This is a genomic window from Sphingomonas sp. ABOLG (assembly GCF_003950435.1).
Taxonomy (GTDB): Bacteria; Pseudomonadota; Alphaproteobacteria; order Sphingomonadales; family Sphingomonadaceae; genus Sphingomonas; species Sphingomonas panaciterrae.
The window spans coordinates 19363-44319 of sequence record NZ_QQWW01000007.1 but is presented as its reverse complement, the minus strand read 5'-3'; the positions used below and the strand labels follow the sequence as shown (position 1 = coordinate 44319).

At 68.0% G+C, this 24957-nt stretch carries 23 protein-coding genes; 4 read left to right on the top strand and 19 right to left on the bottom strand.

Translation table 11 applies throughout. The features are described from left to right. Position 1: 1 nt before the first annotated feature. From murC to CA236_RS09805, 13 genes are all read right to left on the bottom strand, one after another. Complete coding sequence (gene murC / locus CA236_RS09865; protein ID WP_125945476.1) at positions 2-1420, bottom strand: UDP-N-acetylmuramate--L-alanine ligase; 1419 nt, start codon at positions 1418-1420, stop codon at positions 2-4. Beyond that, entirely contained in the window at positions 1417-2562 is a 1146-nt protein-coding gene (murG, locus tag CA236_RS09860) for an undecaprenyldiphospho-muramoylpentapeptide beta-N-acetylglucosaminyltransferase (RefSeq protein ID WP_046409292.1), read from the bottom strand. The genes murC and murG overlap by 4 nt, the downstream gene beginning before the upstream one ends. Then, a complete protein-coding gene (locus CA236_RS09855; RefSeq protein WP_241212608.1) occupies positions 2559-3776 on the bottom strand; it encodes a putative peptidoglycan glycosyltransferase FtsW in 1218 nt (405 codons plus the stop codon). The genes murG and CA236_RS09855 overlap by 4 nt, the downstream gene beginning before the upstream one ends. A gap of 5 nt (positions 3777-3781) precedes the next feature. Continuing rightward, the gene (gene murD / locus CA236_RS09850) at positions 3782-5086 is read right to left on the bottom strand and encodes a UDP-N-acetylmuramoyl-L-alanine--D-glutamate ligase (RefSeq protein ID WP_125945475.1); all 1305 of its coding nucleotides are present in this window, start codon (positions 5084-5086) and stop codon (positions 3782-3784) included. Then, positions 5083-6153, bottom strand: a complete 1071-nt coding sequence (gene mraY / locus CA236_RS09845; protein ID WP_125945474.1) for a phospho-N-acetylmuramoyl-pentapeptide-transferase — start codon at positions 6151-6153, stop codon at positions 5083-5085. The genes murD and mraY overlap by 4 nt, the downstream gene beginning before the upstream one ends. After that, complete coding sequence (gene murF, locus CA236_RS09840; protein WP_125945473.1) at positions 6153-7526, bottom strand: UDP-N-acetylmuramoyl-tripeptide--D-alanyl-D-alanine ligase; 1374 nt, start codon at positions 7524-7526, stop codon at positions 6153-6155. Before murF ends, mraY begins: the two co-directional genes overlap by 1 nt. A 195-nt stretch (positions 7527-7721) precedes the next feature. Further along, positions 7722-9143 (bottom strand): UDP-N-acetylmuramoyl-L-alanyl-D-glutamate--2,6-diaminopimelate ligase, encoded by a 1422-nt coding sequence (locus CA236_RS09835; RefSeq protein ID WP_125945472.1) that lies wholly within the window; start codon positions 9141-9143, stop codon positions 7722-7724. After that, positions 9140-10855 (bottom strand): penicillin-binding protein 2, encoded by a 1716-nt coding sequence (locus CA236_RS09830; RefSeq protein WP_125945580.1) that lies wholly within the window; start codon positions 10853-10855, stop codon positions 9140-9142. The genes CA236_RS09835 and CA236_RS09830 overlap by 4 nt, the downstream gene beginning before the upstream one ends. Positions 10856-10860: 5 nt before the next feature. After that, complete coding sequence (locus CA236_RS09825; protein WP_125945471.1) at positions 10861-11556, bottom strand: hypothetical protein; 696 nt, start codon at positions 11554-11556, stop codon at positions 10861-10863. Next, positions 11553-12545, bottom strand: a complete 993-nt coding sequence (rsmH, locus tag CA236_RS09820) for a 16S rRNA (cytosine(1402)-N(4))-methyltransferase RsmH (RefSeq protein ID WP_125945470.1) — start codon at positions 12543-12545, stop codon at positions 11553-11555. Before rsmH ends, CA236_RS09825 begins: the two co-directional genes overlap by 4 nt. Continuing rightward, positions 12542-13045 carry a division/cell wall cluster transcriptional repressor MraZ gene (locus CA236_RS09815; RefSeq protein WP_125945579.1) on the bottom strand — a complete coding sequence of 168 codons (504 nt, stop codon included), beginning with the start codon at positions 13043-13045 and terminating at the stop codon, positions 12542-12544. Before CA236_RS09815 ends, rsmH begins: the two co-directional genes overlap by 4 nt. Before the next feature lie 309 nt (positions 13046-13354). Further along, complete coding sequence (locus tag CA236_RS09810; RefSeq protein WP_125945469.1) at positions 13355-13645, bottom strand: hypothetical protein; 291 nt, start codon at positions 13643-13645, stop codon at positions 13355-13357. Positions 13646-13695: 50 nt separating this feature from the next. Beyond that, positions 13696-14676: a cysteine synthase A gene (locus CA236_RS09805; protein WP_125945468.1), complete on the bottom strand. Its 981-nt coding sequence runs from the start codon at positions 14674-14676 to the stop codon at positions 13696-13698. Between the two features lie 102 nt (positions 14677-14778). On the opposite strand from CA236_RS09805, the gene CA236_RS09800 reads away from it, so the two are divergent. Then, the gene (locus tag CA236_RS09800) at positions 14779-15306 is read left to right on the top strand and encodes a DNA-deoxyinosine glycosylase (RefSeq protein WP_125945467.1); all 528 of its coding nucleotides are present in this window, start codon (positions 14779-14781) and stop codon (positions 15304-15306) included. On the opposite strand, the gene CA236_RS09795 is transcribed toward CA236_RS09800, so the two are convergent. After that, positions 15303-16013, bottom strand: coding sequence for a glutathione S-transferase N-terminal domain-containing protein (locus tag CA236_RS09795; RefSeq protein WP_125945466.1), 711 nt, complete (start codon positions 16011-16013; stop codon positions 15303-15305). The two genes, CA236_RS09800 and CA236_RS09795, sit on opposite strands and share 4 nt — an antisense overlap. A gap of 161 nt (positions 16014-16174) precedes the next feature. On the opposite strand from CA236_RS09795, the gene CA236_RS09790 reads away from it, so the two are divergent. After that, the gene (locus tag CA236_RS09790) at positions 16175-16723 is read left to right on the top strand and encodes a hypothetical protein (protein WP_125945465.1); all 549 of its coding nucleotides are present in this window, start codon (positions 16175-16177) and stop codon (positions 16721-16723) included. A gap of 99 nt (positions 16724-16822) precedes the next feature. On the opposite strand, the gene alaS is transcribed toward CA236_RS09790, so the two are convergent. Then, positions 16823-19486, bottom strand: coding sequence for an alanine--tRNA ligase (gene alaS / locus CA236_RS09785; protein ID WP_125945464.1), 2664 nt, complete (start codon positions 19484-19486; stop codon positions 16823-16825). 105 nt (positions 19487-19591) lie between these two features. Between alaS and CA236_RS09780 the strand changes: the two genes are divergently transcribed. Further along, entirely contained in the window at positions 19592-19915 is a 324-nt protein-coding gene (locus CA236_RS09780; RefSeq protein ID WP_125945463.1) for a YnfA family protein, read from the top strand. 212 nt (positions 19916-20127) lie between these two features. Beyond that, positions 20128-21477 carry a dicarboxylate/amino acid:cation symporter gene (locus tag CA236_RS09775; RefSeq protein WP_046409280.1) on the top strand — a complete coding sequence of 450 codons (1350 nt, stop codon included), beginning with the start codon at positions 20128-20130 and terminating at the stop codon, positions 21475-21477. Between the two features lie 61 nt (positions 21478-21538). Here the strand turns inward: CA236_RS09775 and CA236_RS09770 are convergent, their stop codons facing one another. The 4 genes from CA236_RS09770 to recA all read right to left on the bottom strand — a co-directional run bounded on the left by CA236_RS09770 (position 21539) and on the right by recA (position 24948). Beyond that, positions 21539-22213 carry a hypothetical protein gene (locus tag CA236_RS09770; protein WP_125945462.1) on the bottom strand — a complete coding sequence of 225 codons (675 nt, stop codon included), beginning with the start codon at positions 22211-22213 and terminating at the stop codon, positions 21539-21541. Positions 22214-22219: 6 nt separating this feature from the next. Further along, positions 22220-22852, bottom strand: a complete 633-nt coding sequence (locus CA236_RS09765) for a glutathione S-transferase (protein ID WP_125945461.1) — start codon at positions 22850-22852, stop codon at positions 22220-22222. Then, positions 22849-23697 (bottom strand): class I SAM-dependent methyltransferase, encoded by an 849-nt coding sequence (locus CA236_RS09760; protein WP_125945460.1) that lies wholly within the window; start codon positions 23695-23697, stop codon positions 22849-22851. Before CA236_RS09760 ends, CA236_RS09765 begins: the two co-directional genes overlap by 4 nt. 177 nt (positions 23698-23874) lie before the next feature. Next, positions 23875-24948 (bottom strand): recombinase RecA, encoded by a 1074-nt coding sequence (gene recA / locus CA236_RS09755; protein ID WP_046409277.1) that lies wholly within the window; start codon positions 24946-24948, stop codon positions 23875-23877. Positions 24949-24957 lie beyond the last annotated feature (9 nt).

Sequence of the window (24957 nt, the reverse complement as noted above, 5' to 3'; positions counted from 1 at the left end):
CTCACCGCCGTGCCTCGATCGCAGGCGCGAGGCCGGCAGCCCATTTGGTGATGTCGCCAGCGCCGAGGCAGACGATCTGGTCACTTGGGCGCACCTCCTCGGAGAGCGCGGTGGCGAGTGCATCGGCATCCGCCACCATGGCCGCGGCCCGGTGGCCGCGATGGCGCAGCCCGCTGACCAACGCCTCGGCATCGACGCCCGGCACCGGCGCCTCCCCCGCGGCATAGACCGGGGTCACATAGACGGCGTCGGCATCGTTGAACGCGCCCTGGAACTCATCCATCAGATTGCCGAGGCGCGAATAGCGGTGCGGCTGCACGACGGCGATGACGCGGCCTTGCGCGGATTCACGCGCGGCGGCGAGGACGGCGCGAATTTCCACCGGGTGGTGGCCGTAATCGTCGATCACCGCAGCGGTGCCGCCGTCCGCGAACGAGACCTCGCCGACCTTGGTGAAGCGGCGCTTCACACCGTTGAACTTCTCGAACCCCTTCTGGATCGTCGCATCGTCGATGCCGAGTTCCAGCGCGACGCCGATCGCGGCGAGCGCGTTCTGGACGTTGTGGCGGCCGGGCATTGGGAGGTCGATGCCCTCGATCGAGCGGGTCGTGCCGTCACGATGGCGGATGATCGCCTCGAACCGGTTACCACCGGGATAGGGCGCGACGTTGACGCCGCGCACATCGGCGCTGGCGGCGAAACCGTAGGTCACGATGCGGCGATCGCGCACGCGCGGGATCAGCGCCTGCACCTCAGGGTGATCGAGGCACAGCAAGGCCGCGCCGTAGAAGGGCACGTTCTCGATGAACTCGACATAGGCGTCCTTCGCCCGGTCGAAGCTGCCATAATGGTCGAGATGCTCGGGATCGATGTTGGTCACCACCGCGATCGTGCCGTCGAGTCGAAGGAAGCTGCCGTCGCTTTCGTCCGCCTCGACCACCATCCAGTCGCTGTCACCGAGCCGCGCGTTGGAGCCGTAGCTGTTGATGATCCCGCCGTTGATGACGGTCGGGTCCACCCCGCCCGCGTCGAGCAGCGCCGCGACCATCGAGGTGGTCGTCGTCTTGCCATGCGTGCCGGCGACCGCGACGGTCGACTTGAGCCGCATCAGTTCGGCGAGCATTTCCGCGCGCCGGACGACCGGGATACGCTGGCTGAGCGCAGCCTCCACCTCCGGATTGCCGCGCTTCACCGCGGTCGAGGTGACCACGACGGCGACGCCATCGACGTTGGCCGCATCATGGCCGATCGTGACCTTGATCCCGCGGTCGCGCAGCCCCTCGATCACATAGCCCTCGGCCACGTCCGAACCCTGCACGGTATAGCCCAGGTTGTGCATCACCTCCGCGATGCCGGACATGCCGATCCCGCCGATGCCGACGAAATGGATCGTTCCGATGTCCGTAGCGACGCCCTTCACGCAAATGCCTCCTTCGGCTGAGCCACACCCACCGGCACCGGTGCACGGGGCGCGTCCAGACTTTCCACCAGATCCGCCAGATCGCGCGCGGCGTGCGGCTTTCCGCAAGCCTTGGCGCGCGCGGCGGCATTTTCGAGCGCGGTCGGATCCAGCCCCAGCTTCTGCATCTGCTTGGCAAGCTCGGCCGGGGTGAAGGCGCTCTGCGGGATCGTGCGGGCGCCGCCGGCGGCGGTGATCTCGCGCGCGTTCGCCGTCTGGTGATCGTCGGTCGCGCCGGGCAGCGGCACCAGGATCGCGGGGCGGCCAGCGGCGGTCAGCTCCGAGATAGTGGAGGCGCCAGCGCGCGCGATCACCAGATGCGCCCAGCCGAGCTGCTCCGGCAGATCGGGCAGATAGGTGGCGAGATCGGCGGCGATCTCCAGCTCGGCATATTTCGCGCGGGCGGCGTCGATATCCTCGATGCGTGCCTGATGCGTCACCTGAAGCCGGCGGCGGAAGGCGAGCGGGAGCATGGCGAGCCCCTCGGGCACGACCTTCGACAGGACGCTGGCGCCCTGTGAGCCGCCGGTGACGAGCAGGCGGAAGATCCCATCCTCCTCGAGCAGCGGATAGGGCTGCGTACGCAGCGCCAGCACGCTGTCGCGCACCGGATTGCCGATATGGTGCGCCTTGGCCTCGAACTTCGGCTTCAGCCGCTCGGTCTGAGCATAGGACGTCGCAATGGCGTCGACGCGCGGGGCGACGAGGCGATTGACCCGGCCGAGCACGGCATTCTGCTCATGCACCGCGGTCGGGATCTTCTCCGCAAAGGCGGCGGCCAGCGCCGGGAAGGCGGGATAGCCGCCGAAGCCGATCACCGCCGCCGGCTTGAAGGTGCGATAGAGCTGGCGTGCCATGGCGCGGCCGCGCCACATCTGGCGCGCGGCCTTCGCCCAGCCGAGCGGGCCACCGGCGATGCGGCCAGCGGGAAGGACATGGGTCTGCACATCCTCGAACAGGCCGGGGAAGCGAACGCCGCGGTCGTCGCTGACCAGCGCGACACGATGGCCGCGGCGCATCAGCTCCTCAGCCAGCGCGGCGGCGGGGACCATGTGCCCGCCGGTGCCGCCGGCGGCGAGAACGAACTGCTTGGGCCGGGTCATGCCGCACTCCCCCAGCGCGCCACATAGGGACTGCGCAGCAGGAACGGGTTGCGACGGGTGAAGGTGAGCAGCAATCCCATGCCGATCGACAGCGCGATCATCGACGAACCACCATAACTGATAAAGGGCAAGGTCATCCCCTTGGACGGCGCAAGGCCGGTATTCACCGCCATCGAGATCAAAGCCTGAAGGCCGAACTGCGTGGCGAGGCCGGACGCGGCGAGCAGTTTGAAACTGTCCTGTTCGTCCAGCATCTTCACGAAAACGCGCGCGACGATGGCGAGGAACAGGATCGCGATCACCATGCAGGCGATGAGGCCGAATTCCTCTCCGATGACCGAGAAGATGTAGTCGGTGTGCGCCTCCGGAAGGCCGAACTTGGACGTGCCGGCGCCCGGCCCAGTGCCGGTCCAGCCGCCCGAGGTGAGCGTGCGGTGCGCGGCGTCGGTCTGGAAATGCGCGCCCTCCGCCTCGTTGGGATCGCGGAACAGGAAGCTGTCGATCCGGGTGCGCGCCGTGCCGTAGAACATGTACGCCGCGCCGACGCCGAGCGGCGCCATGGCGATGAAGGCGGCGAGCGTCTTCGTCGGGGTCCCAGCGATGATCAGCAGCGTCATCCAGACGAGGCCGAAGACCATCGTCTGGCCGAAATCGGGCTGAAGCATCAGCAGCGCGCCGACCAGCGCGGTCATGCCGAAGGTGATCGCGGTGAGCGGCAGCCCCTCCTCCTTGGTGCGCAGCGACAGGAGCCAGGCGATGGTGACGATGAAGCAGGGCTTCAGGAACTCCGACGGCTGGAATTGCGCGAAGCCGACGCCGAGCCAGCGCTTGGCCCCGTTCACCTCGACGCCCACGCCGGGGATGAGCACCAGCAGCAGCATGACGCCGAACGCCGCCGCGCCGACGACGGCGCCGCGCCGCGCGACATGCACCGGCAGCATCGAGATGCCGATCAGGACGGGCAGCGAAACCAGCACCCACATGACCTGACGCCAGAAATAATAAAGCGGCGGGATCTTCAGCGCTTCACCCGAATAGCGCATCGCCGTGGCAGGCGAAGCGGCGGCGACCGACAGCAGGCCGACCGCAATCAACGCAAAGGTGAGCAGCAGCAGCACCCGGTCGGTATCCCAGAACCACGTGCCGAGCGGCGAGCGATCGCCGCGTCCACCCCGCTCCTTCAAGCGGCCGCGTAGCCCCTGCTTGGTCGCCAGATCGGTCAAGACAGCCCCTCCACCGCTTCGCGAAATGCCTGGCCGCGATGTTCGTAATCGCGGAACTGGTCAAAGGAAGCAGCGGCCGGCGACAGGAGCACCGTGTCGCCGGGCTGCGCCTGACGCGCGGCGCTGACGACCGCCTGTTCCAGCGTTTCGGCCTGCTCGACCTCCACCTTGCCATCGAGCACGCGGGCGAAGACCGGGCCGGACGCGCCGATCGTATAGGCGCGCACGACATGGCCGAGGTGCGGCAGGCAGGCGTCGAGATCATCGCCCTTGCCCTTGCCGCCGACGATCCAGTGGACGCGGTTGAACGCAGCCAGCGCGGGCGCGGCGCTTTCGGGATTGGTCGCCTTGCTGTCGTTGACGAAGGAGACGCCGTTCACCTCGCCAAGCCGCTCCATGCGGTGCGGCAAGCCGCGGAAGCTTTCGAGGGCACGGTCGGTCGTCGCCTCGTCCACGCCCAGCGCCTGCGCGGCGGCGATCGCGGCGAGCGCGTTCTGCGCGTTGTGCGGGCCCTGAAGCGAAGGCCAGCGCGACTGATCCATGCACACGCCGGGCGCGATCTTGGTCAGATGCTCACCGCGGGGCGAGAGCGAACGGGCGATCTGCGCCGAGGGCGCGTCGCCGATGCCGATCACTGCCTCATGATCCGGCGACTGCATCCCGAAAAGCCGTGCCTTCGACGCGGCATAGGCGTCGAAATCGGCGTAGCGATCGAGATGGTCGGGGGTGATGTTGAGCAGCACCGCGACGTCGCAGTCGAGGCTGGTCGTCAGATCGATCTGGTAGCTTGATAGTTCGAGCACATAGACGCCGGCGCCGCGATCGTTCGGTGCGAGCGGGGTCTGACCAAGGATCGGGAGGCCGATGTTGCCGCCCATCGTCACCGGCAGGTTAGCGACATTGAGGATGTGCGCGACCAGCGCCGTCGTGGTCGACTTGCCGTTGGTGCCGGTGATGCCGACGACCTTGTGCGCGGGCAATTCGGCGCGCGCCTCGGCGAACAGTTCGATGTCGCCGATGATCGGGACTCCGGCCGCGCGCGCCTGTGCGGCAATCGGATGCGTGTTGAGCGGGACGCCGGGGGAGACGACGAGGCCCGCGGCACCGGTGAGGTCGAGCGCGGCGATGTCATGGACGATGACGCCGTCGATCGCCTCTGCCTTCGCGCGCGCAGCCGCGTCCTGGTCCCACGCAACGACAAAGGCCCCCGCCGCAGCGAGGGCGCGAACGGTGGCGAGGCCGGAGCGGGCGAGCCCCAGCACGGCGTAGCGTTTGCCAGCCCAGGCGGTCGAGACGATCACCGCAGCTTCAACGTCGAAAGGCCGGCAAGCGCCAGCACGAGGCTGATGATCCAGAAGCGGATCACGACCGTCGGCTCGCTCCAGCCGAGCTGTTCGAAATGGTGGTGGATCGGCGCCATGCGGAACACGCGCTTGCCGGTCCGCTTGTACCAGAACACCTGGATGATGACGCTCATCGCCTCGACGACGAAGAGGCCGCCGATGATGCCGAGCACGATCTCGTGATGCGCGACCACGGCGATGGTGCCGAGCGCGCCGCCCAGCGCGAGACTGCCCGTGTCGCCCATGAAGACCGCCGCCGGGGGTGCGTTATACCAGAGGAAGGCGAGGCCGGCGCCGATCATCGCGCCGCAAAAGATCGCGAGGTCGCCGGCACGCGCGACATGCGGGATGCCGAGATAGTCGGCGAACTTCACGTTGCCGACGAGGTAGACGATCAGCATGAAGGCGACCGAGGCGATGATGACCGGCATGGTGGCCAGCCCGTCGAGCCCATCGGTCAGGTTCACCGCATTGCCGAAGGCGACGATGGTGAAAGCGGCAAAGACGGGGAAGAACCAGCCGAGGTCCAGATACAGCCCGTTGGTGAACGGCAGGAACAGCTGGGTCCCGTTTTCGTAGCTGATGATCCAAGCCGCAATGCCGGCGATGACGAATTCGAGCAGCAGGCGGACGCGCCCGGGCACGCCCGCGGTGCTCGCCTTTCGCACCTTGTCGTAATCATCGAGGAAGCCGATCGCACCGAAGCCCAGCATCACGAACAGGCACGCCCAGACGAACGGGTTGCGCAGGTCCATCCAGATCAGGATCGACAGCGCAAGACTGGTGAGGATCATCAGCCCGCCCATGGTGGGCGTGCCGCGCTTTGCCAGGTGAGTCTGCGGGCCGTCGGCGCGGATCGGCTGCCCCTTGCCCTGGCGGACGCGAAGCCAGCCAATGAAGCGCGGGCCGATGATCAGGCCGATGAACAGCGCCGTCGCAATCGCGCCGCCGGTGCGGAACGACAGATAGCGGATGAGGTTGAGAACACCCGGGAATCCGAGCTGCTCGGCGATCCAGTACAACACTATGCCATGCCCCCGGCGAGTGCCGCGACAACCCGCGACAGCCCGACTCCGTTCGATCCCTTGACGAGTACCGCGTCGCCCGGCGCGAGCATTCCGGGAAGAACCTCCAGCGCCGCCGCGGCGGTGGGCACATGGACGAATTTTACCCGGCCCTCAAGCGCTTGTGCGAGCGGCGCCATCGCTTCGCCGACCAGCAGCGCCATTTCGACGCGCGCCGCCTCGATCGGGTCCGCGAGCGCCTGATGGTACCCCGGTGAGCCGGCGCCGAGTTCGCGCATTTCGCCCAATATTGCGACGTGGCGCCCGGCCTCACCGGCGAGCACCGACAGCGTCGCGGCCATGGAGGCGGGATTGGCGTTGTAGCTTTCGTCGATCACGATCGCCTCACCCCCGTCAACCGGCGCGAGCAGCCGCGCGCCCCGCCCCGGCAAGCCGCCGAGTTCGGCGAGCGCAAGTCCGGCGAGCCCGAGATCCCCACCCGCCGCATCGACCGCGGCGAGCACGGCCAGCGCGTTGGACACCCAATGCGCGCCGGGCTGGCCGATGGTGAAGCTGAGTTCGCGATCGCCGACCTTTGCGGTGACGAAGGTGCCGCCGGTGCGTAGCGTCATCGTCTCGATCGGGTGCACATCGGCCTGCCGATCGGTGCCGAAGGTGACGATCCGGCCGGCATAGGGCCGCGCGGCGGCGATCAGCCGCTCGCGGTGCGGGCTGTCATAGGGCACGATCGCGACACCGCCGGGCTCCAGCCCCTGGAAAATCTCCCCCTTGGCGTCGGCGATGGCGCTTTCGTCGGGGAAGAATTCGGTATGGGCGGGGGCAATGGTGGTCACCAGCGCGACATGCGGGCGGACCAACGTGGTGAGATGCGCCAGCTCACCGGGATGGTTCATCCCCATTTCGAGCACGGCGAAGCGGCTGGCGGCCGGCATCCGAGCAAGGCTGAGCGGCACGCCGGTATGGTTGTTGTAGCTCTTGACCGAACGGTGCGCCTGACCCGGATCGCCGCGGTCGAGCGCCGCGAACAGCGCCTCCTTCGTCGAGGTCTTGCCTACCGAGCCGGTGACGCCGATCACCCGCGCGGCAGTGCGGGCACGGGCGGCGCGCGCCAGATCCTCCAGCGCGGCGAACGTGTCTGGGACGCGGACATGCGGATGATCGGTGTCGGCGGAGACGATCGCGCCGGCGGCGCCTTGCGCGAACGCCTGATCGAGAAAGCGATGCCCGTCGGTGGCTTCGCCAGCAAGCGCGACGAAGAGATCGCCGGGACCGACTTCGCGCGAATCGAACGCGATGCCGCCTGCGGCGAAGCCTTTCCCAGCGACGCCGCCGGTCGCGGCGGCGATTTCTTCAGAGGTCCAAAGAGAGTCCATGCGGCCCTATACCACCGGGATTGCGCCGGTCGCGCGGAGATCGCGCGGGCCGCGTGCCTGACGGGGAAAAGCGCGCGTCAACGCAGCCCGCTGACGGTGTCACCGGTGACGAGTTCGTAGCGGACCCCGAGCTTTCGTCGTTCCCGCGGCGGCTGTGCACCCTCGGCAACAACAGGCTTGGACGGAACCACGAACTTACGCTTCACCGGCTACCTCCGTGGCTACAGTCACGTCGTCGAATGGCAGGACGAGATCACCGACGATCTGCCCCTGCTCATGTCCCTTTCCGGCGATCAGGACGATGTCCTCCGCCGTCGCCATGGCGATCGCCTGGCGGATGGCACTGCGGCGATCGCCCTGTTCGATCGCGCCCGGCGCACCCTTCAGAACATCGGCGCGGATCACCGCCGGATCCTCACTGCGTGGATTGTCGTCGGTCACGATCACCACGTCGGCGTGCGCAGCGGCGATTTCACCCATCGGCTCACGCTTGCCCTGGTCGCGATCGCCGCCGGCGCCGAACACGAGGATCAGCCGCCCGGTGACATGCGGGCGCAGCGCAGCGATGGCCGCCTCCAGCGCATCGGGGGTGTGGGCGTAATCGACATAGACAGGCGCACCGGCGGGCGAGATCACGGCGCGCTCCAACCGCCCGCGCACAGGCTGCAACCGGCCGAGGCCGGCAATGGTTGTGGCGATATCGCCGCCCGTCGCGATCACCAGGCCGGCAGCGACCAGTGCGTTGGCGGCCTGGTACGCGCCGATCAGCGGCAGGGTGACGCGATGTTCCTGCCCGCCTGCGGCGATGACCAGCCCCTGCCCCAGCAAGGTCGGATCGCGGCTGACGAGGCGCAGGTCGTCGCCATGCTCGCCCACGGTGATGAGGCGGTTGCGGCGCTGGCGTGCGAGATCGACGACACGCTCCGCGTGCGGATCATCGACCCAGACGACGGCGGTGCCGTCAGGCGCCAGCACCTCGGAGAACAGGCGCAGCTTGGCGGTGAAATAGGCCGCCATGTCGCCGTGATAGTCGAGATGGTCGCGCGACAGGTTGGTGAAGGCGGCGGCGGAGACTCGCAGGCCTTCGGTGCGATATTGCTCCAGGCCGTGGCTCGACGCCTCGAAGGCGAGATGCGTTACGCCCTCCCGTGCCAGGCCGGCGACGTTGGAGAGGAAGGTGACGACGTCAGGCGTGGTCAGGCCGGTCGACACCTGATCGCCGGCGGTGGTCACGCCGAGCGTGCCGATCGAGGCGGCATGATGTCCGGCCATGCGCCACAGCTGCCGCGTTAGTTCGACCGTCGAGGTCTTGCCGTTGGTGCCGGTGACGGCGACGTTGATTTCGGGAAAGGGCGCGAAGAAGCGCGCGGTCAGCGAGGCGAAGCGGGCGCGCGGGTTGTCGTCGGCGATATGAACCGCCCCCTCAACCACCGCCTCATGCCGGGCGACCACGGCGATCGCGCCGGAGGCAAGCGCGGCTGGGATGAAATCCTCGCCATTGACCCGCGCGCCCTGGAACGCACCGAAGATCGTGCCCGGCGCGACCTTTCGGTGATCGATCGCGAAACCGGTAACGATCGCGGTCTCGGTGCCGCCGGTGAGTTCGCCGAGCCTCATTCCGCCTGCGCCTTCTTGTCACCCGGGGCGTGCCAAAGGATCGCCTGCAGCTCCCGCGTGTCGATGTCGCGCTGCGCGTCAGGGATGACGCCCAGCATCGCGCCGGTGCGGCTGATCACGCGGCTGACCACCGGCGCCGCGGTATAAGCGGCGGTGGTCTGGAACAGGTTGGCCTCCACGCGCTTCGGGCTGTCCATCATGGTCAGCACGACATAGCGCGGCGCATCCATCGGGAAAGCCGCGGCAAAGGTGGAGACGTTGCGGTTGCGGGCGTAGCTGCCGCCTTCCGCCGCCTCAGCGGTGCCGGTCTTGCCGCCGACGCGGTAGCCCGGCGCCTCCGCCTTGCGGCCGGTTCCGTGAGTGACGATGAGGCGCAGCAGCTGGCGCATCCGCGCGCTGGTCGTCTCGCTGATCACGCGCCGCCCCTTGGGTGCCTTGCCCGGCTCCACCTTCAGCAAGGTCGTCGGGCGCCAGACGCCGCCGTTGACCAGGGTCGCATAAGCGTTCGCCAGATGGAGCGGGGTGACGGCGATGCCGTGGCCATAGGCGGTCGTCATCACCGTCGTGCGCGCCCAGTAATGCGGCCACAGCGGGCGGCCCTTTTCGATCAGTTCGATATCGGGCTTGGTATCGAAGCCGAGCTTGCGGAACATCGTCTGCATCCGCTCGGCACCGATTTCGTCGGCGATGCGCGCGGTGGCGATGTTGGACGAGTGAATCAGCGTCTCAGGGATGTTGAGCCAGCGGTTCTGCGCGTGATCGTCCTTGATGCGGAAACGGCCGACCTGAAGCGGCGCAGTCGCATCGAAGCGGCGCGAGATGTCGGTGACGACGCCGGTGTCGATCGCGGTTGCCATGGCGATCGGCTTGAAGGCGGAGCCGAGCTCATAGACGCTCTGCGTCACGGTGTTCCGCAGCTGCTCGATCCCGGCCATGCCGACGCGATTGGGGTTGAATAGCGGCAGCGACACCATGGCAATGACTTCACCGGTATCAATATCGAGCACGACGCCGGCTGCGGCGCGCGCTTGCATGCTCGCCATCGACTGACCAAGCTCGCTTTCCATCGCGGCCTGGACGCGGCTGTCGATCGAGAGCGCGACCGGCGTGCCGGAGAGCGCCGGGTTGAGCAGCCGCTCGTCCAGCGCGCGTTCCATGCCGAGGCGGCCGTGGACCGTCGGATCGTTCTTCGTGGTGCCGATATAGCCAAGCACGTGCGCGGCCATCGTCGATTGCGGGTACAAACGCTGCGTCTCGCGATCGAACACGATTCCGGGCTCACCGATCGCGTTCACCGCCTGCACCAGCGCGGGCGAGGCGCGGCGGTTGAGGTAGGTGAAGTTCACATCGCGCGTGATCAGCCGGTAGAAATGGTGCTGGTCGCCGACGTCGGGCATCAGATCCGCCAGCCGCTTCGCAATCTCGCTACGGTCGCCGAGCAGGCGGCGCGGATGGACGCCGATCGTCCAGGCGTCGATGGTGCGCGCGAGCTGCTGGCCGTTGCGATCGACGATGTCGCCGCGCGGCGTGGTGCTGATCGCGGCGGTACGGCGCGGCCCGCCATCAAAGGCGAGCATCGCCAGTCGCCCGATCACGAGCAGGATGCCAGCCGCAAACAGGAGCAACAGCACCATCAGGCGCATGTGCTGCGTGGCCAGCAGGGCCTGCCGCTGTTCGCTGACGCGCGTGGGGCGCGTCGTGCGGGCGACCATGGTGTTCAACGGAGGCGACCCCGCTCCGAGCGCGCGCCGCTCATCAGGTCACCCAAGGTTGCGTCGCTGAGCAGCGACCGGTCGAGCATCGCGACGGCATGCGCCTTGCGCATCGAGCCGGACGATTCCTCCGTCGCGCGCGTCACCGAAACCTTGGCAAGGCGCGGCGCGGAAACCGGCTCGGTCACCGGGGCCGATGCCTTGACGGTGGCCGCGCGCGGCGCCGGCGTCTTGGCGGCAACCTGCACGGTCGCAGGCTGCGAGGCCGCGGCCTGGACGGCAGCGGACTGGGCGGCGGCCGGGGCGCTGGGCACGACGGCGGGGACGAATTCGGCAGGGCTTGCGGGGACGATGAGCTGCGCGGTCTGGATCGCGCCGCTCGCGACGCCAGGCATGGCGGCACCCGGGCGGAAGCTGATCGCGGCCAGCTGCGCCTCGTCCTTCACGAACTGCGACGCGGTCGGCGCGACGAGCGCCAGCGTGTTGCCGTTCCACCGCTCAAGCTGGGCGAGGTTCGCGCGCACGTCGAACTCCGTCTCCAGCGAGCGGATCTCCCGCTCCGCCGCGCTGATCTTGGCGTCGATCTGCGCCAGGCGTTTCCGCTCTGCCGCCACCTGGAGGCTCACCAGGTAGAAGCTCAGCGAGACGATCACCACGCCGCTGAACCACCCCAGTCCCTTCAATCGATAGGACGCCGTCATTCACTTTCCTCCACGCGCAGCCCGCCCGCCGCATTCTGCCCCTGGTCACCCCACACCGGCGCAGCTGTCCGCCGCGCCGTCCGCAATGTCGCGGAGCGCGCGCGCGGATTGCGCGCCACCTCCGCCGCACTGGCGCGCACTGCGCGCCCCACGATTTCAAAAGTCGGCTGCCGCGCATCCGCGACGGCGGGCCGATGGCGCGATCCCGCCGGCGTCGCGCCGCTGCGCTCGCGCAGGAACCGCTTGATCATCCGATCCTCGAGCGAATGAAAGCTGACCACGGCGAGCCGCCCGCCCGGTGCGAGCACCCGTTCGGCAGCTTCCAGCCCGGCCGCCAGCTCATCCAGCTCGCGATTGATGTGGATCCGCACCGCCTGGAAGGCGCGCGTGGCGGGATCCTTCTTGTCATGCGGGCGATGGCCGAGCGCCTTGCGCACCACGCGGGCGAGATCGCCGGTGGTCGCGAGCGGGCGTGCCGCCACGATGGCGCGCGCGACGCGGCGGGACTTCGGCTCCTCGCCATAGCGCCACAGGACGTTCGCGATATCCTCCTCGTCGGCCGTGTTCAGGAAATCGGCCGCGCTTTCGCCCTCCTGGCTCATGCGCATGTCGAGCGGGCCGTCCTGCTGGAACGAAAAGCCGCGCTCCGCCTGGTCGAGGTGCATGGAGGACACGCCGATATCCATCGTCACGCCGTCCACCGGCACCGCGCCGAGCGCCGCAAGCTCACGATCGAGGCGCGAGAATTCCGCCGGCACCAGCGTCAGGCCAGGCTCCGCCGCCTCCAGCGCGCGGCCGGCGGCGATCGCGTCAGGATCGCGATCAAAGGCATAGACCTTCACGCCAGCGCCAAGCAGCGCGCGGGTGTATCCACCAGCACCGAAGGTGGCGTCGACCATGGTCTCGCCGCGCTCGGGGGCAAGCGCGGCGAGAACTTCGTCGAGCAGCACCGGGATATGCGGTGCATCGGCGTCGGGGCGGGAACTCACAGCGCGATCCCCTTGTCGCGGCACAGGATCGTCGCATGGCGCTTGGCCATCTCGTCGACGCCGTCATGGGCGATGAGCGTGCGCGGATCCCAGATCATGAAGCTTTCGTAATCGCCCAGGAAAAAGGCGATGTCGGTGATGTTGGCCAGTTCCCGCTCGACCGCCGGGAGGATGAAGCGGCCGCTGCCGTCGAAGGGCACCGGCTCGACCGAGGCGCCCCGCATGCGCGGCGCGTAGAATTCCTTCGAACCCGTGCGGATGCCAGATTCGGCCTGACGCTGGATCAGCTGATTCTTGGCATGTTCGACATAGCCCCGATCATGCGCGATCAGGCACGGGAAGTCCGGGTGTACACCGACCAGGACGGTGCCACCATCCTTGCCGTCGGGACGCGGCGCGTTCTGGGCCAGAGCGGCGCGCAGGGTGTTGGGAATCGCGACCCGGCCCTTGTCATCGACAAGACCGACCCCCTTCCCAAGATAATCCACCCGTTCCGACACGCCCACCTCGCACAAGGCGCGCAGGAGTTCTCGCCCCGAAAAACGGCCCAGCCGGCATCGGTTGTTACTTTTCAATCAAGCAACAGCGGTCCTGCCCCTCTGTCGCTTATGAAGTACCAGCGACCGTTGGGGATGGGAAGGGAAAATCGGGGAAGATTGGGGAAAGAACCTATTCTGGCGGGGAGACGAGGCTCCGGTAGGGCAAACGGCTCGCATGTTCGCGACCCGTTCCGGGCGCGACCATGCGCAGCCGACCAGAATCGGCACAATCAAAGAGGATTTCCCCGGATTTCCCGGGAAAGGACGGGATCACTGGGGCTGTTCCGCCGGGACTCGGCTGGTTTCGGTCGCGCTCGGTGCAACGCCGAGCTGCGCGAGGGGCTCATTGTCCTCCGCCGCCGCCGTCGCAGCCGCGGCATTGGACGGATCGGCGACGTTGGCGACTTCCTCCACGCGCGGCGGGGCGACGACCGGTTGTTCGCGCGAGGCAGCATTGAAGAGCGCACTCGCCAGCCCGATCAACAGGACCACGGCGGCGAGGCCAACCATGCCGACACGGACACGTTGCATCGCCTGGCTGGGGGGAACAGCGCGCTTCATTTCACCGCGCGACTCTAACGACGTGTCGCGCGCTTGTCGAATTGGGGACGTCAAGAGCGCGACACCGCCAGTCCCTTGGCCTCACGCCAGGCCGGATCGTAGAGCGTCGAGAGGTAGCGGAAGCCGGTGTCGCACAGGATCGTCGCCACGCGATTGCCCGGGCCCAGCTCCCGCGCGAGGCGCACCGCGCCGGCGACGTTGATGCCCGACGACAGGCCAAGACACAGGCCCTCCTCGTTCAGCAGGCGATCGACCCACTCGAGCCCCTCGGCGTCGGAGATGCGGAATTGCGTGTCGATCGGCGCACCTTCGAGATTGCCGGTGATGCGCCCCTGCCCGATGCCCTCGGCAACCGAAGAACCCTCGCTCTTCAGCTCGCCGTGGGCATAATATTTGTAGAGCGCCGCGCCGTGCGGATCGCTGAGCGCGATGGTGATGCGCTCATCCTTTTCCTTGAGGCCAAGGCCGACGCCAGCGATCGTGCCGCCAGTCCCCGCGGCGCAGGTGAAGCCCTGGATGTTACCATCCATCTGCGCCCAGATTTCTTCGGCAGTGCCAACGATATGCGCGCGCCGGTTGGCGATATTGTCGAACTGATTGGCCCAGATCGCGCCGGGCGTTTCCTCCGCGATGCGCCGCGAGGTGTGCACGAAGTGGCAAGGGTTGGAATAAGGTGCGGCCGGGACCGTCACCAGCTCCGCGCCCAGCGCCCGCAGCGTGTCCATCTTCTCCTTGGACTGGGTATCCGGCATGACGATGATGGTGCGATAGCCCTTGGCGTTGGCGACCAGCGCGAGGCCGATGCCAGTGTTCCCCGCCGTCCCCTCGACAATCGTACCGCCGGGCTTCAGCGCGCCGCGCGCCTCCGCATCCTCGACGATGAACAGCGCCGCGCGATCCTTTACGCTGGCGCCGGGGTTGGCGAATTCGCATTTGCCGAAGATGTCGCAGCCGGTTGCCTCGCTGGGGCCCTTGAGGCGAACGAGGGGCGTATGACCGATGAGTGAAAGCGTGTCCGAAGCGGTTTGCATGGCACCTAGATGGCGCGACGGCGCAGCAGCGGCAACCGCTGGTCGTGCTTTGTCACGGCGAAGCGCTACTACTGACGCGCACCGCACCACCATGAGGCAGCGATGAGCAACGCCCCGCCCTCCCCCGAACAGGCCACGATCGCCCCGCGCAAGGCGTCCTTTCCGGCGGTGGTGCGGCCGGATGCGCGGCTGCTGATCCTGGGCAGCTTGCCGGGCGAGCGCAGCCTTGCCGAGCAGCGTTATTATGCCCATCCGCAAAACCAGTTCTGGCGACTGATGAGCCCGGTGATCGGCCAGGATCTCGCCGCGCTGCCCTACGAGGCGCGGCTGGCGGCGCTGCGCGCGGCGCGGGTTGCGTTGTGGGACGTGGTGGCGAGTGCGCGGCGGCCGGGCAGTACCGACGCCGCGATCCGCGACGCAGCGGCCAACGACCTGTCGGCGCTGGTGTCCCGGCTTCCCGACCTGCGTGCCGTCGGCTTCAACGGTGGTACCGCGCTGAAGCTGGGCCGCCCGTTGCTGGCAGCGCACGACGTCGCCATCGTGGCGCTGCCCTCCTCCAGCCCGCTGCATACCGTCGGGCTGGCGGCAAAGCAGCCCGCCTGGTCGGGGCTGGCGGCGTATCTCGACTAAGTCGAGGGGTTCGCCGGGATCGTGAGCCCACGCTGCACTGCCGGACGTGCCAGCGCTCGTTCCAGCCAGCCGGACACGTTGCGGAAGCTGTCGAAGCCGGTGATTTCCTGCGCGTCGTAGAAGGTCACGAGTGCGCGGACCCAGCCGATCATAGCGATGTCGGCGACACTATAGTCATCGCCAAGGAACCATTGGCGGCCGTCCAGCGCGGCATCCATCACGCCGAGCAGCCGCCGCGTCTCGTCGACGTAGCGCTGGAGCGGGCGCTTGTCCTCCCAGTCCTTGCCGGCGAATTTCTTGAAGAAGCCCAATTGCCCGAACATCGGCCCGACGCCGCCCATCTGGAACATCAGCCATTGCACGGCATGCCACCGGCCCGCCGGATCGGCAGGCAGGAACTTTCCTGTCTTTTCCGCAAGATAGAGCAGGATCGCGCCGCTTTCGAACAGCGCCAGCGGTGTGCCGGCGGGGCCAGTGGGATCGAGGATCGCAGGGATCTTCCCATTGGGGTTCAGCGACAGGAATTCAGGCGTCTTCTGATCATTCCGGGCGAAGTCGACGAGGTGCGCCTCATAAGGCAGCCCGGTTTCCTCGAGCATGATCGACACCTTCACCCCGTTGGGCGTCGGCAGGCCATAATATTGCAGCCGATCGGGGTGAGATGCCGGCCAGCGCCGTGTGATCGGGAAGGCGGACAGATCAGTCATCGGCATTGCTCCTGCGCGTGATCAACGCAGGTAAGTGGGCCCAGGATCAACGCCAAGGGCTCCGTTCATCCCCTTCACCCTTCAGCCTGCCGACAGGTGCTTGCACGGAACCTGCCCGGTGCGACGTCGTTGCATCCTCGATCCATTCACAAGGAGGGACCATGTACCGTACCGCATTCCTGCTGCTCGCAGCCGCAACGCCGCTGGCCGCCAATGCGCAGACTGCCCCGGCTCCGCAGGCGGGCGCTGCCGCCCCCGCAGCCGGCGCCGCGAAGGCCGCCGCGCCGACGGTCGGCGCCACCGTGGTCGACACGCAGGGCAACACTGTCGGCACCATTGCATCGACCGATGGCACCAATGCCGTGGTCGACACCGGCACCGTGAAGGCTGCCGTTCCGCTGTCGTCGTTCGGCACCGGCCCCAAGGGCCCGACGCTGGCCATGACCAAGGCGGAGCTTGAGGCGGCCGCGGGCCAGGGCGCAGCGCAGGCCGCCGCGCAGTTCCAGTCGCAGCTGACCACCGGCGCGACCGTCTATGGTGCGGGTGGCACCTCGGTCGGCACGATCAAGGCTGTCGAGGGTGAATTCGTGACGCTGACCACGCCGAAAGGCGATGCGCGCCTTCCCAAGGGGTCGTTCGGCCCGGGTCCGCAGGGCGTGACGATCGGCATGACCGCCGCGCAGCTCGACGCTGCGATGGCCGGCAAGTAAGCGGCCTGACCGCGGGGTCGTTTGGCCCCGCGGTCATGTTACCCGGCCTGTTGCCGGAGAAGATCGGCCATATTCCGCCGTAGTGCGGCCAGCACCGATTCAGGCAGCCGCTTTTGCCTCTTCCAGCGCATTGCGCACCGCCGCCAGCGCCTCATCGGCCTTGTCGCCATCCGGGCCGCCGCCCTGCGCCATGTCGGGCCGGCCACCGCCGCCCTGCCCGCCGACCGCGGCGACCGCGCGCTTCACCAGATCGACCGCATTGTAGGTCGCGACGAGATCGTCGGTGACGCCGACCGCGACCGTGGCGCGGCCGTCGTTGACCGCGACCAATGCGGCGACGCCCGACTCGATGCGCTTCTTGGCATCGTCCACCGCGCCGCGCAGGCCCTTGGCCTCGAAGCCGTTCAGCACCTGACCGACGAAGGCGACGCCGCCGACGGTTTCGGGACCGGCCGGCGCAGCGCCGCTGCCGCCGCCCATCGCCAGCGCCTTCTTCGCCTCGGCCAGTTCACGCTCCAGCCGGCGCTTTTCCTCGAGCAGCGAGGTGACGCGGCCGGGGACTTCGTCTGGCGTGGTGCGCAGCGCGGAAGCTGCCTCGCGCAGCTTCTCGTCGCGCGAGGAGAGGTAAGCGCGCGCGGCTTCGCCGGTCAGTGCCTCGACACGGCGGACGCCTGAGGACACGGCGCCCTCGCCGATCACCTTGAACAGGCCGATGTCGCCGAGCGCACTGACATGGGTGCCGCCGCACAGCTCGACCGAATAGGTCTTGCCGCCGTCATCGCTGCCCATCGAAACGACGCGGACCTCGTCGCCGTACTTTTCGCCGAACAGCGCCATTGCGCCCATCGCGATCGCATCGTCGGGCGTCATCAGCCGGGTGGTGACGGGGGTGTTCTGGCGGATCTTGGCGTTCACCGCGGCCTCCGCATCGGCCAGTTCCTCCGCGCTCATCGCGCTGGAATGGCTGACGTCGAAGCGCAGGCGATCGGGCGCGACGAGCGAACCCTTCTGCGCGACATGCGTGCCGAGCCGCTGGCGCAGCGCCTCGTGCAGCAAGTGGGTGGCGGAGTGGTTGGCGCGGATCGCGGCGCGGCGCGCGACGTCGATCGCGAGCTTCACCGTGTCGCCGACCTTGATCTCGCCGGCGCCGAGCGTCGCGTGATGGACCCACAATTTGCCGAGCTGCTTCGAGGTGTCGGTCACCTCGGCGGCAAGGCCGGCGTCGCTGCTGATCGTGCCGGCATCGCCGACCTGACCGCCGCTCTCGGCATAGAAAGGCGTCTGGTTGACGATCACGTCGACCTGGTCGCCCGCCGCAGCCTTCTCGACGCGCGCGCCATCCTTGACCAGCGCGAGCACGACGCCCTCGCCGACATCGCTGGAATAGCCGGTGAATTCGGTCGCGCCGACTTCCTCGGCGAGGTCGAACCACAATTCGTCCGATGCCTTGGCGCCCGAGCCCTTCCAGGCGGCGCGCGCGGCCCGCTTCTGCTCCGCCATCGCGGCGTCGAAGCCGGCGCGGTCGACGCCGAACGACTGGGCGCGCAGCGCGTCCTCGGTCAGATCGTAGGGGAAGCCGAACGTGTCGTAGAGCTTGAACGCGGTTTCGCCCGGCAGCACGTCGCCCGGCTTCATCCCCGCCGTCGTCTCGTCGAGCAGCTTCAGCCCCTTGTCGAGCGTCTGGCGGAAACGGGTTTCCTCCTGCGAGAGCGTCGCCTCGATCAGCGGCTGCGCGCGGACGAGTTCGGGGTAAGCCGCGCCCATTTCGGCGACCAGCGCCGGCACCAGTCGGTGCATCAACGGCTCCTTCGCGCCGAGCAGGTGCGCATGGCGCATGGCGCGGCGCATGATGCGGCGAAGGACATAGCCGCGGCCTTCGTTGGCCGGCAGCACGCCGTCGGCGACGAGGAAGCCGGCGCAGCGCAGGTGATCGGCGATGACGCGGTGGCTGGCCTGATTGGCGCCGGTCGTCGCGGTGTGGGTCAGCGCACCCGAGGCGGCGATCAGCGCCTTGAACGTGTCGGTATCATAATTGTCGTGCACGCCCTGCATGACGGCCGCGATCCGTTCCAGCCCCATGCCGGTGTCGATCGACGGTCGCGGCAGATCGCCGATGATCGTGTCCGCTTCCTGCAGGAACTGCATGAAGACGAGGTTCCACACCTCGACAAAGCGGTCGCCATCCTCGTCCGGTGAGCCGGGAGGGCCACCGGGGATATGATCGCCATGATCGTAGAAGATCTCGCTGCACGGCCCACACGGACCATCCGAGCCCATCGCCCAGAAATTGTCCTTGGTCGGGATGCGGATGATGCGGTGATCGGGCAGGCCGGCGATCTTCTTCCACAGATCGAACGCCTGATCGTCGGTGTGATAGACGGTCGCGGTCAGCTTGTCCGCGGGCAGGCCCCATTCCTTGGTCAGCAAGGTCCAGGCGTGGGTGATCGCCTGTTCCTTGAAATAATCGCCGAACGAGAAATTGCCGAGCATCTCGAAGAAGGTGTGGTGCCGGGCGGTGTAGCCGACATTGTCGAGGTCATTGTGCTTGCCGCCGGCGCGCACGCACTTCTGCGCGCTGACCGCGGTCGAATAGGGCCGAGTCTCCAGCCCGGTGAACACGTTCTTGAACGGCACCATGCCCGCATTGACGAACATCAGCGTCGGATCGTTCTGCGGCACCAAAGGCGCCGAGGGCACGATGCTGTGCCCGGCCGAGCCGAAGTAATCGAGGAAGCTGCGGCGGATGTCGTTCGTCGAGGTCATGGCGTGCGACTTAATCGGCGGCGGGCGCGCTGACCAGTATCTCTATTCCACAAGTCTCAGCAGCCGGGCTGGCGGGACGCGCCCGCTTCATGCGAGAGGGGCCGGGTGAGCGGGATCGTCTATCTGGCCGCGGCGCTGGCCGAAATCGCCGGCTGCTTTGCCTTCTGGGCCTGGCTGCGGCTGGACCGATCGGCCTGGTGGCTGGCGCCCAGGATCGGTTCGCTGTGCCTGTTCGCCTATCTGCTGACGCTGGTCGACAGCGACCAGGCTGGGCGCGCCTATGCCGCTTATGGCGGAGTGTACATTGCCGCCGCGCTGCTGTGGCTGTGGGCGATGGAGGGCGTTCCGCCCGACCGCTGGGACCTGACGGGCGCTGCCGTCTGCCTGATCGGCGCCGCGATCATCCTGTGGGGGCCGCGGGGCGGGTGACGGCGCAAGCGATCGTTTCTGCGTCCCGCCGCATAAACAGATAAAGTGCCAGCCATAGCATTTGTGCATCACTGCTGCAGGAAACTGCCTTGTTCGCACCCGCACAGAGGCTTGACGTTGCGACGGCAATCCCCTTCATCACGCCGGATCGACATTTCCTCCGTTCGCTCTGCGCTTGAACCGGATGGCGGAGGCACATTCCGGGAGCATCCATGGCCAAGCGCCTGACGTTATATATCATGATCGGCCTGGCGGCCGGTATCGTGCTGGGCCTGTCGCTCAACGCGTATTTCGACGACGGCACGCCAGCTTCGGCGGCCAAATTGTCGGAAATTGCCGGCTATTTCTCCATCGTCACGACCATCTTCCTGCGGCTGATCAAGATGATCATCGCGCCGCTGGTCTTCGCCACGCTGGTCGCGGGCATCGCGCACATGGGCGATACCGCCGCGCTGGGCCGGATCGGCGGCCGCGCGGTGGCCTGGTTTATCGTCGCCAGCCTCGTCAGCCTGACGCTGGGCCTGATCCTGGTAAACCTGTTCCAGCCGGGCGTGGGGCTGAACTTCCCGTTGCCGGCGACGAACGAATCGAGCGGCGTCGAACAGGCCGCGTTCAACCTCACCAACTTCTTCACCCACATCTTCCCCGCCTCCGGCATCGAGGCGATGGCGAAGAACGAGATCCTGCAGATCGTCGTCTTCTCGATCTTCATCGGCGTCGCGATCACCGCGGTCGGCGAGAAGGCCGCGCCGCTGGTCCGCGGGATCGAGGCGCTGGTGCAGGTGATGCTGACCGTCACCAATTACGTCATGCGTTTCGCGCCGCTCGCGGTGTTCGCCGCGGTGACCGGGACGCTGGCCGAGCGGGGACCGTCGATCATCGGCAACCTCGCCTATTTCATGGGCACCTTCTACCTCGGCATCATCGTGCTGTGGCTGCTGCTGATCGGCGTCTGCTACGCCATCGTCGGACGCCGCACGACGTTGCTGGTGCGTTATATCCGCGAGCCGTTGCTGCTCGCCTTCTCCACCGCATCGTCGGAGGCCGCTTACCCCCGCACGCTGGAGGCGCTCGACAAGTTCGGCGTGCCGCCGCGCATTGCCAGCTTCGTCCTGCCGCTGGGGTATAGCTTCAACCTCGACGGCTCGATGATCTACATGACCTTCGCGACGATCTTCATCGCGCAGGCCTATGGCATCGACCTGACGCTGTGGCAGGAAATCACCATGCTGCTGGTGCTGATGATCACCAGCAAGGGGATCGCCGGCGTGCCGCGCGCGAGCCTGGTGGTGATCGCGGCGACGCTGGGGTTCTTCGACATTCCCGAGGCGGGCCTGCTGCTGATCATCGGCATCGACCATTTCCTCGACATGGGCCGCTCGGCCACCAACGTCGTGGGCAATGCGGTGGCGGCCACGGTCATCGCCAAGTGGGAGGGCGAGCTCGACCCGCTGGAGCCGGACGTGATCCCCGATCCGCATGCGCCGGCCGGGGGCGGGCCGGCCTATCCGACGCAGAGCTTTGCCGAGACACCGAAGCTGGACAGCGACAAGCGCGGCTGAGCGGGAAAGCCGGGAAAAAGGAAAGGGCGTCGCGGGTGCGGCGCCCTTTATTGTGGGGCGCCTAGCGGGTGGCTCGCTGGAACCGCAGCGTGCCGTCTTCGCGGTGGAGCGTCAGCGTGTCGCCCTCGACGGTGAGATGCGCGCCAGTGAGGTCGGCGACGCCGACATCATTGGGCACCAGCTGGAAGATCGCGGTGCGGCCGGCCTGCGGGTCGAGCGGCAGGCGCGTCGATGGCAGGCGGTACCGTGGCGCGGAGAAAGTGACGAGGCGAGGCGTGCGACGCTCCGTCGCGGGCAGGATCCAGCGGTCACCCGGCGTATAGGCAGTGAGCGGCGGGCCGGAGTCGAATTCGATCACGAAATCCACCGCGGGCACGTCGGCGCCATTGGGGGCAAGGACGCGCAGGCCGAAGGGGGCGCCGGGGGTGGATTGCGGCGGCGCCGGCTCGATCGCCGGGGGGCGCGGGCGCGGATCACTGGTCAGTTCGATCACGTCGCCGGCGAGGCGCCATTTGCCCTGCGCGGTCTCATCGAGCGCGCCGACGGTCAGCGCGTAGCGGAAGGTGCCGTCGGGGCTGAGGCGGAGCGCGGCGACCAGCTCCATCTGCGCGGCGGTATAGTCACCGGCGAGCGCGGCGGCGCGAGCGGCCGCGGACGTTGGCATCGCCTGCCCCGCGGGCGCGGCGACCGGCGCGGCGGCGGCGAGCAGCAGCGCGGCGGGAAAGCGCCCGATCACGCGCGCTCAGGCGTAGGCATAGGGGCCGCCCTTGGCGAGCGCGGTCTGGTAGGCGGGGCGGGCGTGGACCTTGTCGAGCCAGGCGATCGTCGCCGGACGGCTCTGGTCGAGGCCGCCGCGGCTGCGCGCCGCCTCCAGCGGGAAGCTCATCATGATGTCGGCGGCGGTCATCGTGTCGCCGGCGAACCACGGCCGGCTGGCGAGGTGCGCCTCGACATGATCGAGATGGGTGTCGATCATCGGCTGGATCCGCTTCTGCGCCACCTTGCCGAACAGGGGCACGCGCGTCAGCACCAGCTTCACCAGCAGCGGCGGCATCAGCGAGCCTTCGGCATAATGGAGCCAGAAGCGGTAATCGAGCGCGCCGCCGCGGGTGGCGGGCGCGCCGAGGCGGCCATCGGCCTTGTCGACGAGATATTCGACGATCGCGCCCGTTTCCGCGATCACGCGATGATCGTCGCGGGTATCGACGATCACCGGCGACTTGCCGAGCGGGTGGACCCGCTTGAGCTCAGGCGGGGCGAGCATCGTCTTGCGATCGCGCTCATAACGCTGGATCTCATAGGGCAGGCCGAGTTCCTCGAGCATCCACAGCACGCGCTGCGAGCGGGAGTTTTCGAGGTGGTGGACGATGATCATGAAGCGGTCTTCCCCTGAGCGCGCGCGGTGACGATCCAGGCGGCGGCGGGGAAATCCAGCGTGGTGCCGGTGACCCGCGTGGCCAGGATCGACCGCAAACGTGCGAGGAGCGCGGGTCGATCCGTCTCCGCCGACTCGGCGATCACGCGGGCTACGGGACCGATGCGGGTGAAGAAGTCGGCGGCGTCACTGGCGGGGTCGTCCCCTGCCCCGGTGTGGTAGCGATAGTCGACCGGCTGGAGCGCGACATCGACGAAGCCGGCGCCGTCGAGCAGCGCGGTGACTCGCGCGGGATCGGCGAAGGCGAAGGGACCGGGGGCATAGGCGCCGGGCGGGTCGAGGTGGCCGCCCATCTGGGCGATCGTCTCGCTGGCCCAGGGGTTTTCGGCGGCAGCGCGGAAGCAGGAGAAGACCAAGGGCGCGCCGGGGCGCAGCGCGGCGGCGATGCCGCGGAAGGCGACGGCGGGATCATCGAAGAACATGACGCCATGGCGCGAGACAGCGAGGTCGAATGGCCCCTCCCCGGCCAGCGCATCGGGGACGGCGCCGCAGACGAAGCGGGTGTTGGCAGCGGCGGCGCCGGCGGCGCGATCCTGCGCGACAGCGACGAGCGGCGCGGACAGGTCGACGCCGAGGATCGAGAGCGACGGGCGGGCGGCGGCGAGCGCGAGGCTGGTGGCGCCGGCGCCGCAGCCGAGATCGGCCGCCTTCCCCTGTTCAGGCGCGAGCGCGAGGATCGCCGCGTCGAGCGCGCGCGCCAGATCGGCGAAGCTGCGGTCGGTGCGCTGCCATTCCGCAGCCCAGACGTCGCCGACGCGGGTTTGCCAGAGCGGGGCGGTGGTCATCGCAGCATCCTTTTACCGTGGAGGCCCTGCATGCCCGTCGCGCCGGGTCCCGGATAGAGGGGCCCGCCGCCGCCCCGGCCAGTCGGGGGCATCTGGAGGGCGGCGGCAACGAAAAAGGGCCGGCACCTTTCGGCGGCCGGCCCCTTTTCAGAAGAGCAGGACGGAGCGAACGCCGCCTCAGGCGTCGTCTTCCTCCGACGGACCGGCCATCAGCTCCTCGCCCAGACCGTCCTGGCGGGCGCGAATCTGGCGTTCGAGACGCTCGGCCACTTCGGGATTGTCGCGCAGATACCCCTTGGAGTTCTCGCGACCCTGACCGATCCGGATCGAATCGTAGCTGAACCAGGAACCCGACTTTTCTACGAGGCCGGCCTTCACGCCGAGGTCGATGATCTCGCCCAGCTTCGAGATGCCCTCACCGAACATGATGTCGAACTCGACCTGCTTGAACGGCGGCGCGACCTTGTTCTTCACCACCTTCACGCGGGTCTGGTTGCCGGTCGCCTCGTCGCGATCCTTGACCGAGCCGATGCGGCGCACGTCGAGGCGCACCGAGGCGTAGAACTTCAGCGCATTGCCGCCGGTCGTCGTTTCCGGCGAGCCGTACATCACGCCGATCTTCATTCGGATCTGGTTGATGAAGATGACGAGGCAATTGGAGCGGTTGATCGTGCCGGTCAGCTTGCGCAGCGCCTGGCTCATCAGGCGGGCCTGGAGGCCGACGTGGCTGTCGCCCATCTCGCCCTCGATCTCGGCGCGCGGCACCAGTGCGGCGACCGAGTCGACCACCAGCACGTCGATCGCGTTCGAGCGGACGAGCGTATCGACGATCTCAAGCGCCTGCTCCCCCGTGTCGGGCTGCGAGACGATCAGTTCGTCGATGTTGACGCCGAGCTTCTTGGCGTAGGCCGGATCGAGCGCGTGCTCCGCGTCGACGAAGGCGGCCATGCCGCCCGCCTTTTGCGTTTCAGCGATGGCGTGGAGCGCGAGCGTCGTCTTGCCCGAGGATTCCGGGCCGAAGATCTCGACGATGCGGCCCTTGGGCAAGCCACCGACGCCGAGCGCGATGTCGAGACCCAGGCTGCCGGTCGACACCGTTTCGACCTTCATCGCCTCCTTCTGGCCCAGCTTCATCGCCGAGCCCTTCCCGAAGGCGCGGTCAATCTGCGCAAGGGCGGCGTCGAGCGCCTTCTGACGATCCGAGTTCGCGCTAGCCATGTTGTTTGGGATCACCTTGAGATTGGCGGCCATGAGGAGGTC

Bases quoted from the DNA above. Each gene is read 5' to 3' on its own strand.
- CA236_RS09790 (WP_125945465.1), top strand. From the start codon at position 16,175: ATGTACCGTACCGCATTCCTGCTGCTCGCAGCCGCAACGCCGCTGGCC.
- recA (WP_046409277.1), bottom strand. From the start codon at position 24,948: ATGGCCGCCAATCTCAAGGTGATCCCAAACAACATGGCTAGCGCGAAC.
- CA236_RS09810 (WP_125945469.1), bottom strand. From the start codon at position 13,645: ATGAAGCGCGCTGTTCCCCCCAGCCAGGCGATGCAACGTGTCCGTGTC.
- CA236_RS09825 (WP_125945471.1), bottom strand. From the start codon at position 11,556: ATGACGGCGTCCTATCGATTGAAGGGACTGGGGTGGTTCAGCGGCGTG.
- CA236_RS09795 (WP_125945466.1), bottom strand. From the start codon at position 16,013: ATGACTGATCTGTCCGCCTTCCCGATCACACGGCGCTGGCCGGCATCT.
- CA236_RS09805 (WP_125945468.1), bottom strand. From the start codon at position 14,676: ATGCAAACCGCTTCGGACACGCTTTCACTCATCGGTCATACGCCCCTC.
- CA236_RS09830 (WP_125945580.1), bottom strand. From the start codon at position 10,855: ATGGTCGCCCGCACGACGCGCCCCACGCGCGTCAGCGAACAGCGGCAG.
- murG (WP_046409292.1), bottom strand. From the start codon at position 2,562: ATGACCCGGCCCAAGCAGTTCGTTCTCGCCGCCGGCGGCACCGGCGGG.
- CA236_RS09775 (WP_046409280.1), top strand. From the start codon at position 20,128: ATGGCCAAGCGCCTGACGTTATATATCATGATCGGCCTGGCGGCCGGT.
- CA236_RS09765 (WP_125945461.1), bottom strand. From the start codon at position 22,852: ATGATCATCGTCCACCACCTCGAAAACTCCCGCTCGCAGCGCGTGCTG.
- CA236_RS09760 (WP_125945460.1), bottom strand. From the start codon at position 23,697: ATGACCACCGCCCCGCTCTGGCAAACCCGCGTCGGCGACGTCTGGGCT.
- murF (WP_125945473.1), bottom strand. From the start codon at position 7,526: ATGGACTCTCTTTGGACCTCTGAAGAAATCGCCGCCGCGACCGGCGGC.
- alaS (WP_125945464.1), bottom strand. From the start codon at position 19,486: ATGACCTCGACGAACGACATCCGCCGCAGCTTCCTCGATTACTTCGGC.
- CA236_RS09835 (WP_125945472.1), bottom strand. From the start codon at position 9,143: ATGAGGCTCGGCGAACTCACCGGCGGCACCGAGACCGCGATCGTTACC.
- CA236_RS09800 (WP_125945467.1), top strand. From the start codon at position 14,779: ATGAGCAACGCCCCGCCCTCCCCCGAACAGGCCACGATCGCCCCGCGC.